General features: G+C 41.5%; 14 protein-coding genes. 5 read left to right on the plus strand and 9 right to left on the minus strand.

Annotation, left to right across the window (positions count from 1 at the left end; translation table 11 throughout):
* Positions 1-99: 99 nt before the first annotated feature.
* The gene (locus V5G28_RS08955) at positions 100-897 is read left to right on the plus strand and encodes a 7-carboxy-7-deazaguanine synthase QueE (RefSeq protein WP_332993022.1); all 798 of its coding nucleotides are present in this window, start codon (positions 100-102) and stop codon (positions 895-897) included.
* A gap of 344 nt (positions 898-1,241) precedes the next feature.
* Positions 1,242-2,771 (plus strand): esterase-like activity of phytase family protein, encoded by a 1,530-nt coding sequence (locus V5G28_RS08960; protein ID WP_332993024.1) that lies wholly within the window; start codon positions 1,242-1,244, stop codon positions 2,769-2,771.
* A gap of 127 nt (positions 2,772-2,898) precedes the next feature.
* Here the strand turns inward: V5G28_RS08960 and V5G28_RS08965 are convergent, their stop codons facing one another.
* Both V5G28_RS08965 and V5G28_RS08970 read right to left on the minus strand, forming a co-directional pair.
* Positions 2,899-3,543: a DUF3318 domain-containing protein gene (locus V5G28_RS08965; protein WP_096564659.1), complete on the minus strand. Its 645-nt coding sequence runs from the start codon at positions 3,541-3,543 to the stop codon at positions 2,899-2,901.
* 75 nt (positions 3,544-3,618) lie between these two features.
* Complete coding sequence (locus tag V5G28_RS08970) at positions 3,619-4,176, minus strand: hypothetical protein (protein WP_332993028.1); 558 nt, start codon at positions 4,174-4,176, stop codon at positions 3,619-3,621.
* A 387-nt stretch (positions 4,177-4,563) separates the two neighbouring features.
* On the opposite strand from V5G28_RS08970, the gene V5G28_RS08975 reads away from it, so the two are divergent.
* The gene (locus tag V5G28_RS08975) at positions 4,564-5,568 is read left to right on the plus strand and encodes an alpha/beta hydrolase (RefSeq protein WP_332993030.1); all 1,005 of its coding nucleotides are present in this window, start codon (positions 4,564-4,566) and stop codon (positions 5,566-5,568) included.
* A 71-nt stretch (positions 5,569-5,639) separates the two neighbouring features.
* Here the strand turns inward: V5G28_RS08975 and V5G28_RS08980 are convergent, their stop codons facing one another.
* Positions 5,640-6,818: a hypothetical protein gene (locus V5G28_RS08980; protein WP_332993032.1), complete on the minus strand. Its 1,179-nt coding sequence runs from the start codon at positions 6,816-6,818 to the stop codon at positions 5,640-5,642.
* A gap of 443 nt (positions 6,819-7,261) precedes the next feature.
* Between V5G28_RS08980 and V5G28_RS08985 the strand changes: the two genes are divergently transcribed.
* Positions 7,262-7,453 carry a LysM peptidoglycan-binding domain-containing protein gene (locus V5G28_RS08985; protein ID WP_332993034.1) on the plus strand — a complete coding sequence of 64 codons (192 nt, stop codon included), beginning with the start codon at positions 7,262-7,264 and terminating at the stop codon, positions 7,451-7,453.
* A 76-nt stretch (positions 7,454-7,529) separates the two neighbouring features.
* On the opposite strand, the gene V5G28_RS08990 is transcribed toward V5G28_RS08985, so the two are convergent.
* On the minus strand, positions 7,530-7,892 hold the full coding sequence (locus V5G28_RS08990; RefSeq protein WP_332993037.1) for a hypothetical protein: 363 nt from the start codon (positions 7,890-7,892) through the stop codon (positions 7,530-7,532).
* Positions 7,893-7,908: 16 nt separating this feature from the next.
* Entirely contained in the window at positions 7,909-8,541 is a 633-nt protein-coding gene (locus tag V5G28_RS08995; protein WP_332993039.1) for a retropepsin-like domain-containing protein, read from the minus strand.
* A gap of 102 nt (positions 8,542-8,643) precedes the next feature.
* On the opposite strand from V5G28_RS08995, the gene V5G28_RS09000 reads away from it, so the two are divergent.
* Positions 8,644-9,303: a hypothetical protein gene (locus V5G28_RS09000; RefSeq protein WP_332993041.1), complete on the plus strand. Its 660-nt coding sequence runs from the start codon at positions 8,644-8,646 to the stop codon at positions 9,301-9,303.
* A 13-nt stretch (positions 9,304-9,316) separates the two neighbouring features.
* On the opposite strand, the gene V5G28_RS09005 is transcribed toward V5G28_RS09000, so the two are convergent.
* The 4 genes from V5G28_RS09005 to bchL form a co-directional block, all read right to left on the minus strand.
* The gene (locus V5G28_RS09005; protein WP_158054593.1) at positions 9,317-9,469 is read right to left on the minus strand and encodes a hypothetical protein; all 153 of its coding nucleotides are present in this window, start codon (positions 9,467-9,469) and stop codon (positions 9,317-9,319) included.
* Between the two features lie 75 nt (positions 9,470-9,544).
* A complete protein-coding gene (locus V5G28_RS09010; RefSeq protein ID WP_332993045.1) occupies positions 9,545-10,942 on the minus strand; it encodes a ferredoxin:protochlorophyllide reductase (ATP-dependent) subunit N in 1,398 nt (465 codons plus the stop codon).
* A 93-nt stretch (positions 10,943-11,035) separates the two neighbouring features.
* Positions 11,036-11,803, minus strand: coding sequence for a DUF5331 domain-containing protein (locus tag V5G28_RS09015; protein ID WP_332993048.1), 768 nt, complete (start codon positions 11,801-11,803; stop codon positions 11,036-11,038).
* A gap of 29 nt (positions 11,804-11,832) precedes the next feature.
* Complete coding sequence (gene bchL, locus V5G28_RS09020; RefSeq protein ID WP_332993053.1) at positions 11,833-12,699, minus strand: ferredoxin:protochlorophyllide reductase (ATP-dependent) iron-sulfur ATP-binding protein; 867 nt, start codon at positions 12,697-12,699, stop codon at positions 11,833-11,835.
* Positions 12,700-13,132: the final 433 nt, after the last annotated feature.

Below are 13,132 nucleotides of genomic sequence, written 5' to 3' on the forward strand. Positions count from 1 at the left end.
GCCGTAACTTCATACTTCTAACTTGATACTTCATACTTTTTTAGTAAAAAACATCCTTGTTTTTGTGCCGACATAGCAGATACTTGTTGCTATCATTACATGACTGTTAAGAATACTATTACACCTACCGCACGCCTGATAGAGGTCTTTTCCGCCATACAAGGGGAAGGACTAAATGTGGGAACACGTCAGATTTTTATTCGCTTTGCTCTTTGTGACTTGCGCTGTCACTTTTGCGATAGCGCACATACTTGGAACGCACCCGCCACTTGTAAGATAGAGCAAACCCCTGGATTACGTGACTTTGAAATTTACTCAAATCCTGTTCCACTACCGATGTTACTCTCATGGGTAGAGCGCCAAAATCTGCCATGTCTACACGATACCATTAGCTTAACTGGCGGCGAACCACTTCTTCATACCCCATTTTTGTTGGAATTTTTACCCGAAGTACGCTCAGTGACAGGTTTACCTGTATACTTGGAGACTGGGGGACATCGTCCAGAACAACTGGATACCATACTACCTTATCTAGACTCTGTAGGAATGGATTTCAAACTGCCAAGCACGAGTGGCGAAAACCGTTGGCGAGAACACGCAGAATTTCTCCAAGTTTGTTGGAAATCACAAGTAGAAGTTTTTGTCAAAATAATTGTTTCTCAAACCACAGATCCAACTGAGTTGGAACGTTCCGCTCAATTGGTAGCATCTGTCAGTCCATCTATCCCAGTATTTCTACAACCTGTCACACCATTAGATGATCCGATCGCCTTCAACCAACCGCCTGTCCTTGCTCCTTCTCCGAGTCAAGTTTTAAATTGGCAAACTCTGATGAAGCGTTTTGTCAAGCAAGTACGCGTGGTTCCTCAAACACATAAAATGCTTAATCAGCTTTAAGAAGAAAACTCATACAGCAGAATTCAGAAACCGCAGCTAGGAACTCAGAAGTAAAATTTGCTCTCTGTCTGACTTTTAGATAACAACGTTGCATTTCATTTACTTGCAATGTGTTGTAATTTAGAATGTTTTGACTAAGAAATTTAAAGATTTCAATGAAGAATTGAAAATTCATAATTGAGGAAAAGCAAATCGGGTTATGAGTTTTTCTTTATGAAGATGTCATCAAGCAAAAGCCACATCTTATAAAAATTTGATATCAAAAACAGTACAGAACTGGAGAGTTAAACTGTTCTTAATACGGAAGTCAGATGCTGAAAAAAGCGATTTTTTGGATATTACACATGGTTCAAGTAAGGCATTGGCTTTCTGTATTAAGTTGCACGCTTCTAATGTCTGCTGTTAGTATGGCAGGACAGGCAACATCAGCGTACGCAATTTCTCTGACCAATACCCTCTCTATTCCTGGTGAAACGACAGATTTACAACCTGGGGATGGTGCAAATGTCAACAGGTTTGGATTTTTCTCGGATATCTACTACGATCGCTTTAACAATGTGTACTATGCATTAGGCGATCGCGGTCCTGGTGGCGGCGTCATACCCTACCAAACACGAGTCCAAAAATTTTCTGTAGATGTTGAACAAAATACAGGAGCGATTGCCAATTTTAAAACACTAGAAACCATTTTATTCACAAAAGATGGTATAAATTTTAATGGATTGAATCCTAGGTTACTGAATGGCAATGCCGGAACTCTTGGTTTGAGTCATGATCCAGAAGGGTTTGCTGTTGCTCCCAATGGCAATTTCTACGTTTCGGATGAGTATGGTCCGTCTGTGTATGAATTTAAACCAGATGGTTCTTTCGTCAGAGCATTTACGACCCCACAAAATCTCATTCCCAGAATTGCTAACGGCGATCCCAACTTTGTTGATGGTCGTCCAACCATTACCAGTGGTCGCCAAGATAACAGAGGATTTGAAGGTTTGACTATAAGCCCAGATGGTAAAAAACTCTATGCTATGCTGCAAGACCCTCTGGTGAATGAGGGTTCTAACGATGGTTCAGCAGATGGACGCCGCAGCCGCAATTTAAGATTGGTAGAATTTGACACAGCAACAGGACAGAGTACGGCACAGTACATCTATCAGCTAGAAAGTCTGGCAGAAATTAATCAGCGCATTCCTGGAACAACAGATGATTTTGGAGCCAATTCCCAAGGGCGTAACATTGGTATCAGTGCAATTACAGCCCTCAATGACAAGGAATTTTTGGTGCTGGAAAGAGATAATCGTGGGTTTGGGGTGGACGCATTGAACGCTTTAGTGGATGATCCAAACGAGACACCACCACCTGTTGGTAGCAAGCGAGTTTACAAAATTGACCTCACAAACGCAACCGATGTGAGCGCTATCAGTTTGGCAAACACCAATACATTACCCACAGGTGTTAACCCCGTAAGTAAATCCCTATTTCTAGATATTGCTGCAGCTATAAGCCCTGACAATCCAGGTGATTGGACAAAGATAGCAGAAAAGATGGAGGGGCTGGCGATTGGTCCGCAACTTAAAGATGGTTCCTACGCGCTTCTCATAGGCACTGACAACGATTTTAGTGTCACTCAAGAGAGCAATTCTATAACTCAGTTTGATATTTGTACGAATGCCAACGGTACCAGCTATAGCAAAAGAGCGATTGACAGTGGATGCCCAGAAGGTCAAAAGTTAATTCCTGGGTTCCTTTACTCGTTTAAGGTGAGTTCTGCTGAACTAGGCAAATTTGTCCCACCACAAAAAGTGCCAGAACCCACGGCAACTGCTGGGCTAATGTTGCTGGGTTTAAGCGGTTTATGGCTGAAACGGCGACGTTAGCCTAAAATTCCCACACTGCCCTATGCCTATGGCTAAAACCACGGCTATCGAAGGAAGGCGTAGCGTCTCCGGAGGAGATACGGCACCTGCGCAAACGGGTCAGGTGTAGGGCTTGTGTCGGAGCAAGCTAAATTCCGCCCTCTTCACTATTCTTAGATTTCGCTTTTGCCTTATTGGCACTGCGTTTGAGAGCAGAAAGCCTTGCTTCGTATTTAGAGCGCGCTCTCTTGCTAGGTGTGGTGTCAATAAGGGTTTTCAAGGCACTTGCTAGACTTTTGTAAGCATTGGGCATACTGTAACCGAAGCGAGTTGCCAAGGCGATCGCTTTATCGTCAGCATCGACTAATTCTTTTAATTGCTTTTCGCCACTATTTTTTTGATAGAGTCGCCAGCCAGAAACGCCGCATAGAGCCATAGCTAATACCAGCAACAATCCATCCTGTACCCACAACTCGCCGACAGCACCACCTAAACCAATCGCCAGAGCTGCCATTTCCCAACCATCTTTAGGAATGGTGTCATTTTGAATGCGAGCAACTTCGTGCCAGAACAACAAATTCCGCTGATCCATCGCCAGCGAATCCCATTTTGCCAAGTCAATTTGAATTTCAACTTGGTCTTTGCCAATTTCTTCAGAGCGGATCATGGGTGGATTGACCTCAGTCGTACCTTCAACCATGACCCAGCTTTGCAATTCTGGCGGTAGTAAGCCCTTTAACCGCCTTAGTTCACTCATTTCCGCTTTAGCAGATGAGGTTACATAGGATGTCATAATATCCAGCCTTAGAAAACTTCAGTATATTGAGGGTATCACTTTGGAGTATAGCGATTTCACTGCCGTTCCAGCTCATTCGCTAGGAAAACTTCCCCGCCTTTTCCGAGCTTGCATCGCCTTTTCTAAAAGTTCTAGCAATCCAGGAGCCTGTTCTTGAATGCTAAGTAAAATTCTCTCACCCAGTTCTAGATTCCCTGGATCCTGACCGGTCTCCATCACCGCCATCAGGCGAGGTATCGCGACATTATCCACAAGCTGAATTAATCCATGTAAACAACGGTTAAATTGTTTTTCTGTGAGAATTGAGTCTTCCAACGGGAACTCAATTATCGCACGGATCTCTCCATCCGATGGGTCATACTCCCATTGCAGCATTTTGGTTTCCCAGGAAATGGAAAGCATTGTTTGAAGAATAGCTTCTTTGTGAGGATGATCTGTCACGCCTGATAGCACCTGAGGGGCAAATAGCCGGAAAAATCTTCCGTCCTCGTCAAGCTGGACAACAATCAGGAAATCTTCGACGTTATCACTTTCAACACCTGTAATAATACGCTCTTCTTGTTCGTCAATACGGTAATCCCAACCTAAGTTGTCTAAGAAATAAGCAATCTGTTGCAGATCAGCTGCCATAAAAGCCTCATATGTTGACAGAGCGGCTGTTATCAGATTTAGTTTAACCTGCCAAGGGTAGGAGCATAGAATACTATTGCTACCTTCTTTTTTGTTGTCTAATGTTTTCTACATACAAAAGTTTTGTTAAAAAAGATACGGAAAATCTAATAATTTTAAGTTTTTACAGTTCTACGTCTGATAGTAGATTTAAGCTCAGATCTTGCACCTAACAAGAGCCAGAGGCTCTAATATCTCGTTACCAGGTTGAACCTGGTAACGAGCGTTTGGAGGCTTCGCCGACTCACTGTTGCAACAGGTACAAGATCTCAGTTTAAATGAATTTTGTTATCCACTTTAATTATAGCGGCTTCAATATACATAAATATGTCAAAAAATATGTCAAATATGTCGGATTATTCCACAACAGCAGCAGCCATTATTGAACAAGCAAAATCCGTTGAGGAAATACCAATAAAAAACGATGCTTGTCGCTCAAAATTTTTTTTGCATCCACATCCAACTGCTAAAGTTTTCCTTTTTTTTCATGGATTCACTGCTGGTCCTTACCAATTTGAACCCATAGGACAAAAATTATTTGACGCAGGTTACAATGTTTTGGTTCCCTTACAACCAGGTCATGGAGTCGCAGGAAATTGGAATAGAGATAATCCCCCTCCTCTACCGACGGAACGGGAAATTTATCAAGATTTTGCGCTTTCTTGGTTGGAAGTTGCACAAAAATTAGGACAGCAAGTGATAGTCGGTGGATTGTCTACGGGTGGAAATTTGGCAGTAACTTTAGCCTTAGAACATCCCCAACAAATTGAAAAAGCTTTATTATTTGCTCCTTATATCAGCGGTAACAATGCAATAGTCAATTTCAGCGTGGAGGTTCTGCCCATTTATTATGAATGGCTCAATAAAGATAATCCAGGCAATTTTGGCTATGACGGCTTTCGCATTCCAGCATTGCGGCTCTTTTTAGATATGGGGCAAGAAATTACTGAGAGAGTCAAAAAGGATTTAGCAGTCCCAGTGTTTATTATTTATAGTGAAAGCGACCAAACCATCAACCACCATGAATTACTAAAATTTTCGACCTCTGCAATTCATATACTGCCACAATCTTGGTATCACAACTTTGATAAAATCTTTGAAATTCCTCACACTATGATGACTAAAGCCGAGGGAAATAAATATCAAGATTTGCTCATAACTGTAGCTAAAGCTTATATTGAAAGCGATATTACCTGGACTGAAGTCATGAAAATTGGTTATCAAATACTGCAAGGAAAAACTTTTGATACTGCTGTGAAAGAACTAAATTTATCTGAAAGAGTTTCTCCAGATTTATCAGTGATGTTGGCAGTGATGGATAAAAAAATAATTATTGATGCTTACAAAGGCTAATTTTAGGATTTTCAATAACAAGCTGAGCCTGTTATTGAGAACAAGTGTTGTAAAATTTATAATGGTAACGGTTAGTGAGGTGTTTTAATTGACTGAAAAATACCATTTTCCACTTGATTAATAGCTACCAGGATGCCATTTTCTGGGTTTTCTAGCAGAGAAATTTTGACTTGTTTAAAATAATCATAAATAGCATCGCGTAAAATAGGTTTTTCGACTGCAACTGTATGATTATAATCCCAAATATCCCAAATTATTATACCTATACCGACAATTGGGTCTAATAACTGTGCTCCAATTTTTCCAGCCACTACACCACCAGTCTTTGCTGCCATTTTTGCACCAGCTTTTCCGGCAAAGGATACAGCAATTTTACTTCCTACCTTTGTCACTGCTGGAATCATTGCCTTTGCAAGTATGTAAGCGCTTCCACCCGTCAAAACCTTCAATGATAGATTAGAGATATTTCCTTCTGTATCATTGATAGTCACTGCAATATCACCCAGATAACGCTCCCAATCTCCCTGGGGAATTTTGTAACTGCTTTGGATATTAGAAATATTTTTACCCAATTCTGACACATACACATTTATACTATCGCTTGTGATTTTCTCAAGTTCAAGCTGTGCAACTTTAGGTCTAAGAACACGCTTGGCAAATTCTGTTTGAAAATCCTCAGTCAATTTTTCGGCGACTGCTTGTCCTGGAGCTAAGTTATTTTTATTTGTCCAATGAGCAACTGCTGAATATAACCATGTAAAAGGAGTGCTCAACTCCATCTTCTTTTGATTGAAGTAATTAAAATACCAATCGAGAAAGCTATCATCAACACGGGTCATTAATTCATCTACCCACTTATCTAATTGTTCTGAAGCAAAACTCTCTGATTGAGAGTGTGCATTCCTGAGAGCAGTAACAAGCGCTTGGTCGATATCTTTGGGTATTTGTGGTGGGATTACTACACTGATTTCTTTACTAGGATTCTTACCTAAATTTCCTGTTTTTACGGGCGATGAATCGACTGCTATTAAAGCTTTGCCTAGCAGGGGAATAATAACAATGATAATGACAACAGCCCATATAAAGGGAGCCACTGACTTAATAAAGTCACTCCAAGCTCTAATGCGTTCCGTCTTTTTTTCAAAAGAAACTTTTTCTTCTACTTCCTGGGAATTTTGTCCAGTATCTGCTGATATCACTGGCTCCTGAATAGAAGTAGACTCTAAATCCTGCGGTTGCTCATGTCTCATAGTAGTTTTTAGGCTAAAATATGATTCTTAACTAATTTAAAATTGCCTTCATCACATACAAATCCAATGGGGATTTTTACTATATCTACTTAATTATTCTTTTTTTTGAAACAAACGTCCTCTTAACTCGTCTTGCAAGACAAGTTAGAGGTACAACACACTAAGCACTTTTACCGTGTTATCCGCTCTTAAGAAGACCCTTAATCCTTATCCTAAACTCGATTTTTGGTTCCAATCCTACCGACGTCCTGGATCAGAGGATCGGGTAGTTGGGGGAATAAGCTGTGAAGGCTTGCCTTTGCGTAATTCTGTATCAACCGTCATGCCCAGAATTATTTAGAGTGCGTAAGTTTCACAACCTTATAAATATTTAGAATCAGAACAAAGGTTTTGAAGAAGTTACCTTCTACTCACCAAAACTCAACTCATGAAAGAGGCTAGTTATGTTTTATACCGTAGAATCTGGAGACACACTACCGAGGATTGCTGAAAAATTTTATGGCGATCGCACTTGTTGGCAAACAATTTATGATGCTAATCAAGATGTGATTGTACTTGTACCTGGAGTGGAACTTTTCATTCCTCTTGACTCATGTTCTGAACTTCAAAGGGAATGTGAGTTCATGATTGTTTAGGATAACAATAAAAGCCCTGTGCTTGGATAATTTTATAAGTCCTTCTTAATAGGAATATAACTACGAGCCATTGCTGTTAGTTGAGAGCAGGTTTTAAGCCACGTTCAACAGCTACTTTCATGGCTCTCGCTTTACGTACCAACCCACGTCGGTAAACCTCCATCAAATCATCTAATCGTTTCACTTCTGCATCATTAAGTTGTCCTTCTTGGTTACGCGCCAAAAGGTCACTGAAAACCTCTTGCTGTTGTCGTTCCATTTGTAGATCGCATAGAACTAAAACTTGCTCATCAGGTAGCGACTCAACAGGTAGTTCCGTAATTGCACGGTCTATCCATTCTACTAATACATCTGACCGTCGCCGATGAGTGAGAGCAGCGATTTCTTTTGCCTGTTGTGCCAGTCTTTCTGGAAGTTCTAAAGTAATGATTTCAGCCATTTATACCAGCTTTGCCTTATGAGTTTAAATCTTCACGCCATTTAAAAATAATTTGCTCGTCAGCCTGCCTAAACTCGATATTAAACTTATCAAATACAACTTCCCGCCCCAGAAGCAATTGCTCTCCACCTGTATTAGTTTGTAACCATGCCACAGGAGCAATAAAACTGTGTTGATCAATTGTCATTTCAACATTGCGTAAAACATACTCAACTCTTCCGCCTATGGTTTCTGCCAATAAAGTTGATTCCGCATCAGCTAAAGCATATCCTAAATCTTGACCAACTTTTAATGATATTAAACTCAGTTCAGCACCAGAGTCTACTAACATTGTTGTAGAAATATTTATATCTCTGTGCTTCAGCTTTACATGATAATTTGGCTGCCAATCATGGCGACTAACTGTACGAAAGAGAATTGGCAAAATCTGGATAGAAGCGGTGCTACGGGGAACTAAGTAAATTGCATATAGCTCTTCTGAAGCCTCTGCTAACTCTAAAACTTCACGCAAGTTTTCACTGTGAGCAATTAAGCCACTAGCATTGTAAGCAACATATTGATTTCGATATAAATCTAATAACATTTGGCGGTTGCGGTTCAGCCACTTCAACATTTCGCGGCTTTCATTTTGAGATAATGTTTTACTCATATATATTGCAATTTATAAATTAAGAAATATTAAACAGCTTTCCCGTTTACCTTTCATTGTAGCTTTAACGGTTGTAGGAGTAGCTTGCTGTCGGGTGTAAGGGTGAGGAACTGCTGCAACTACCCAGAAGTTTGCTCTTTTGAATATCTGCTGACTTTATCGTTAGCTTATCTTGCTGAGGCGCGTTGTTATCTAGAATTAGAAGAACATGACACAGCACTTCGTCGCTTCCAAGAAGGTGCAACAGTTCTCCGTTCACGAATTCAGAAATATATTGAGCTTCTGCTTACTTCAAATCCAGCAGTATACCTACAGCCTGAGTTTAAAGAACACATTGACTTGCGGAGATTAACTCGAATTTACCAATGGATTAATCCAACTTTGGATGAAAATACTGTATTTGAAATGCAACGCGAAAATCTCATTAAGATAGCGCAAGACCCCAGTAAGTGGGTAGATTCGCTACCAGCAGCAATTTTAACTCGTGTTGAAGTTCAAGGAGGTTGGTTCGGTCCAAATCACGACGATTTGAAAAAAGAGGCTTATAAACGTCTTCCTCAAGTGCTGGAAGTCGTGGAATCGATGATTGAAACTAATCGCTGTTTTGAAGCGTATCAGGCAGAAGTACAAGCAATATCCCAACTAGGAATCAGCTTCCATGAATGGCTTAAATTAACTCCATCTACAGAAGAAAAACCGGACAAGGCAAATTTAATGTATATCATTCCAGAAAAGCCTTTAGACTTGCCACTTTTAAGTTAAACTGTCCTTGCTTTTAACTTGCATTATTTGGACGGGCAAGATGCCCATCCCACAAGAACTCAGATAAGCTGTCGCTTTTTCCTTTGTAGGCGCGACAGCTTAAAACACAGCGAAAGCGATCGCTCTTTTCCTTCTCTTGGCGTCCTTGGCGTCTTGGCGGTTCCATAAAAAAATAAGGTGCGTTACGAAAAACACGAACGCACCCAATGAAATTTATTACAGAGATTATCTAGAAGTAAGGTTAAATCTTAGCTTCTTCCTTCACCAACTTATCCCAACCCAAATCTTTCAAATTGTTATTCCGACGCAACGGACGAGTCACCAACTCCAGAATGTCACGCGCATTGGTAAAACCGTGAATCTGAGCAAAAGTGAACTCAACAGACCACTTAGTATTAATACCGCGTGCTTCCAATGGGTTAGCATGAGCCATACCAGTAATCACCAAATCTGGCTTTAACTCATAAATTCGCTGCACTTGATTGTAGTTGTCTGGCTTCTCCACAATCTTAGGCAGAGGTGCGCCCATTTCCTGGCAAGTTTTTTCCAGCAACGCCAGCTCAGCAGCTTGATAGCGCTTATCCATGTAAGGGATGCCGATTTCATGAACCGTCATACCGCAGCGCACTAAGAACCGTGCTAGCGAGACTTCCAGCAAATTATCGCCCATGAAGAACACAGACTTGCCACGAATCAATTTGACGTATTCTTCCAAGCCTTCCCAAATTTGAGCTTCCCTTTCATCCAACCCTTTGGGGGTAATACCAAACACCGAGCAAATTTTCTCAATCCAAGCACGGGTACCATCGGGACCAATTGGGAAAGGTGCGCCAATCAGCTTGCACTTGCGGCGACGCATCAAAGTCGTAGCAGTGCGGCTGAGGAAGGGGTTGACACCAGCGACATAATACCCTTCTTCAAGGGTAGGTAGTTCAGTAAAGCGCTTTGCGGGTAGCCAACCAGAAACTTTAATTCCTTGCTTCTTGAGTTCCAGAGTTAACTGAGTGACAACGGGATCAGGAAGGGAACCAAACAGCACCAAAGGTGGATGATCCACATACTCAGACTCTTCTTTAACGACTTCTTCTTTCTTCTTACCAAAGTTGAGAAGTTTGGAAATAGCGTTGCGCTCGTTTTTCTCTGTTTCCGCCACGGGTGCTTTATCAGGACAACGTGTCGCCATCGCCGCTAACACGGTGTCTTCCCCTTGGGTGAAGGCGTAGTCCAAACCGTTGGCGCGTGCGACAACAATCGGAATACCAATTTCGCCTTCTAGCTTGGGTGCTAAGCCTTCCAAATCCATTTTGATGATTTCCGTGGTGCAAGTGCCAATCCACACAATCACGCTGGGATTGCGATCGCGCTTAATCTGCAAACACAGCCGCTTTAACTCTTCATAATCATTAAGCTGTGCGGAAATATCTCCTTCTTCCAACTCTGCCATTGCATAACGGGGTTCAGCAAAAATCATCACCCCCATTGCGTTTTGCAAGAAGTAGCCACAAGTCTTTGTCCCAATTACCAAAAAGAAGCTATCTTCAATTTTTTGATAAAGCCAAGCGACGCAGCTAATTGGGCAAAAAGTGTGGTAATTTCCAGTTTCGCACTCAAAAGTTAAAGCTTCTGGTTGAGCAATCATTTTGGTATTTTCTCCCCTTAATTTTTATAAGAAAGAAGATAGAACAAAGAAGAATTTATCGAGTTTCCTTCTTCATTCTTCATTCTTCACTCTTTAATGGTTGGGGAAGAGACGAGCAATCTCTGAGTCATCTTCTGAGTCATCAAAAGAACCAGAAGGTAGTTCTTCCCCTAAAAACATTTCTTTATGCGCTTCCTCATTTTGGGTTGCGCTTTCAGCACCCCAAGCATCTGACAACACACCGGCAAAGCCACTCTCAGAAGTTTTGCTGTCTACTTCGTTCAAATGATCCAAAGAAAGTTCACCGAACTCATTAACTGTGTTATGTGCTTGGTGAGGTTGATTGTTCGAGTTTGTATCGTTGGATGAGGAATTGCCGGTCCGGTTTTGAGTCACATTATCGATTGTTGGATGAGATACTCTAAGGGTTTGGTTGTGTGTATCTCCCAGCTCCAACTTGTTAGCTATTCCCTCTTGCCCAAAGCTACTTATCTGAGAATTTGTTAGTGTTTCATCATTGAAGTTTTCATATGAAACATCTAATTCCCTGTATTTTTCTATACGTAAATTGGGAAGGGCGCGGTTACCGAGAGCTATATCTGGATCAAAATTTAACTCCAGCACCTCGACCAAGGTATCGGCGTCAGGATTCAATTTGGAAAAGGGCAGCATTAACTGTGCCAGCTTAGGTTCCAGCGCGTTAACGACTCCCAGGATGAGGTACGAAGATGGTCGTCTGCCACCATCCGGGGTGGAAACAGACTCCACTTCCATGTGCAGGGCAATCCAGTCACGATTTAACTGGAAAAATTGCAACCACTTTTGCTTTAAAGAATCTGTGAAACTATCAAAGAAAGCCATATTGTCCCCCATCCTGGAATTAAGATGATTTATACAATCATCAAGTCTAATTCCTCTTCTGAATTAGGAACCTGTGTTTTAGTGGGATTTAGATAAAAATCTGATAACAAAGCGAACACGTCGCGGTCTGGGGCGTCATTTGGGACAACACCTTCTGGACGCGCCAGAATTTGGTCAGCAATATTGAGATAGTAATCGCAAACGTAATTCAAAGAGGGATCAGATTCTGCCATTTCAAACAAAGTTTTACCTTTGACGCGGGAAACACGGATATCTTCAATCAAAGGCAAAACTTCCAGAATTGGCATGGACACTGTTTCCACATACTTTTCAATCAAGTCGCGCTTCGAGGTGCGGTTACCAATTAACCCAGCAAGACGCAGTGGGTGAGTCCGGGCTTTCTCCCTGACTGAAGCCGCAATACGATTGGCAGCGAATAAGGCATCAAAGCCATTGTCAGTCACAATCAAGCAGTAGTCAGCATAGTTGAGGGGTGCTGCAAAACCACCGCAAACAACGTCACCGAGAACGTCAAACAAAATCACATCGTATTCATCAAAGGCATTGAGTTCCTTTAATAATTTCACGGTTTCGCCTACCACGTAGCCGCCGCATCCAGCACCTGCGGGAGGACCACCTGCTTCCACACAATCCACTCCGCCATAGCCCTTGTAGATCACATCTTCGGGCCAGACATCTTCGTAGTGGTAGTCCTTTTCTTGCAGGGTATCGATAATTGTCGGAATTAAGAACCCGGTGAGGGTGAAGGTGCTGTCGTGTTTGGGGTCGCAACCAATTTGCAGCACTTTCTTGCCGCGCTTGGCTAAGGCGACGGAGATATTACAGCTTGTTGTGGACTTCCCAATACCGCCTTTTCCGTAAACTGCTAGTTTCACTGTAGTTTGCCTCTTATAGTTTCTTGTCAAACTCGTCGCTCAAACAATTCCCTGCACCTAGCCGAAGATGGCGATTTGTGAGGTCTGTGAGTGCCATTATTGTGCAAATCACACGGAAAATAAAGGGGCTGTTCAAGTCTACTAGGGTTCTATCAAGTGAATTATGCCTTAATTCAATGAATTATAGTTTTTTTGATTTATAAACACTTTTAAAACTAAAATAACTTAAAAAATCATACCTTATTAATACTTTTATATAAAATAAGTTACAAAATACAAAAAATAAAAATCCCGCTACACCGATTGTGCGTATCAAAAAGACCTATGTGGATAGGTATACCTCTTGGTAGAGAAATGAGTGTAAGAGCTATGAGAGGGTCGTTGAAAGTAAATTTGCAAATAAATTGGCAGTTTATTGTCAACGGCTAAGACA

It is taken from the genome of Scytonema sp. PRP1 (assembly GCF_036697665.2).
Classification (GTDB): Bacteria; Cyanobacteriota; Cyanobacteriia; order Cyanobacteriales; family Nostocaceae; genus Kalymmatonema; species Kalymmatonema gypsitolerans.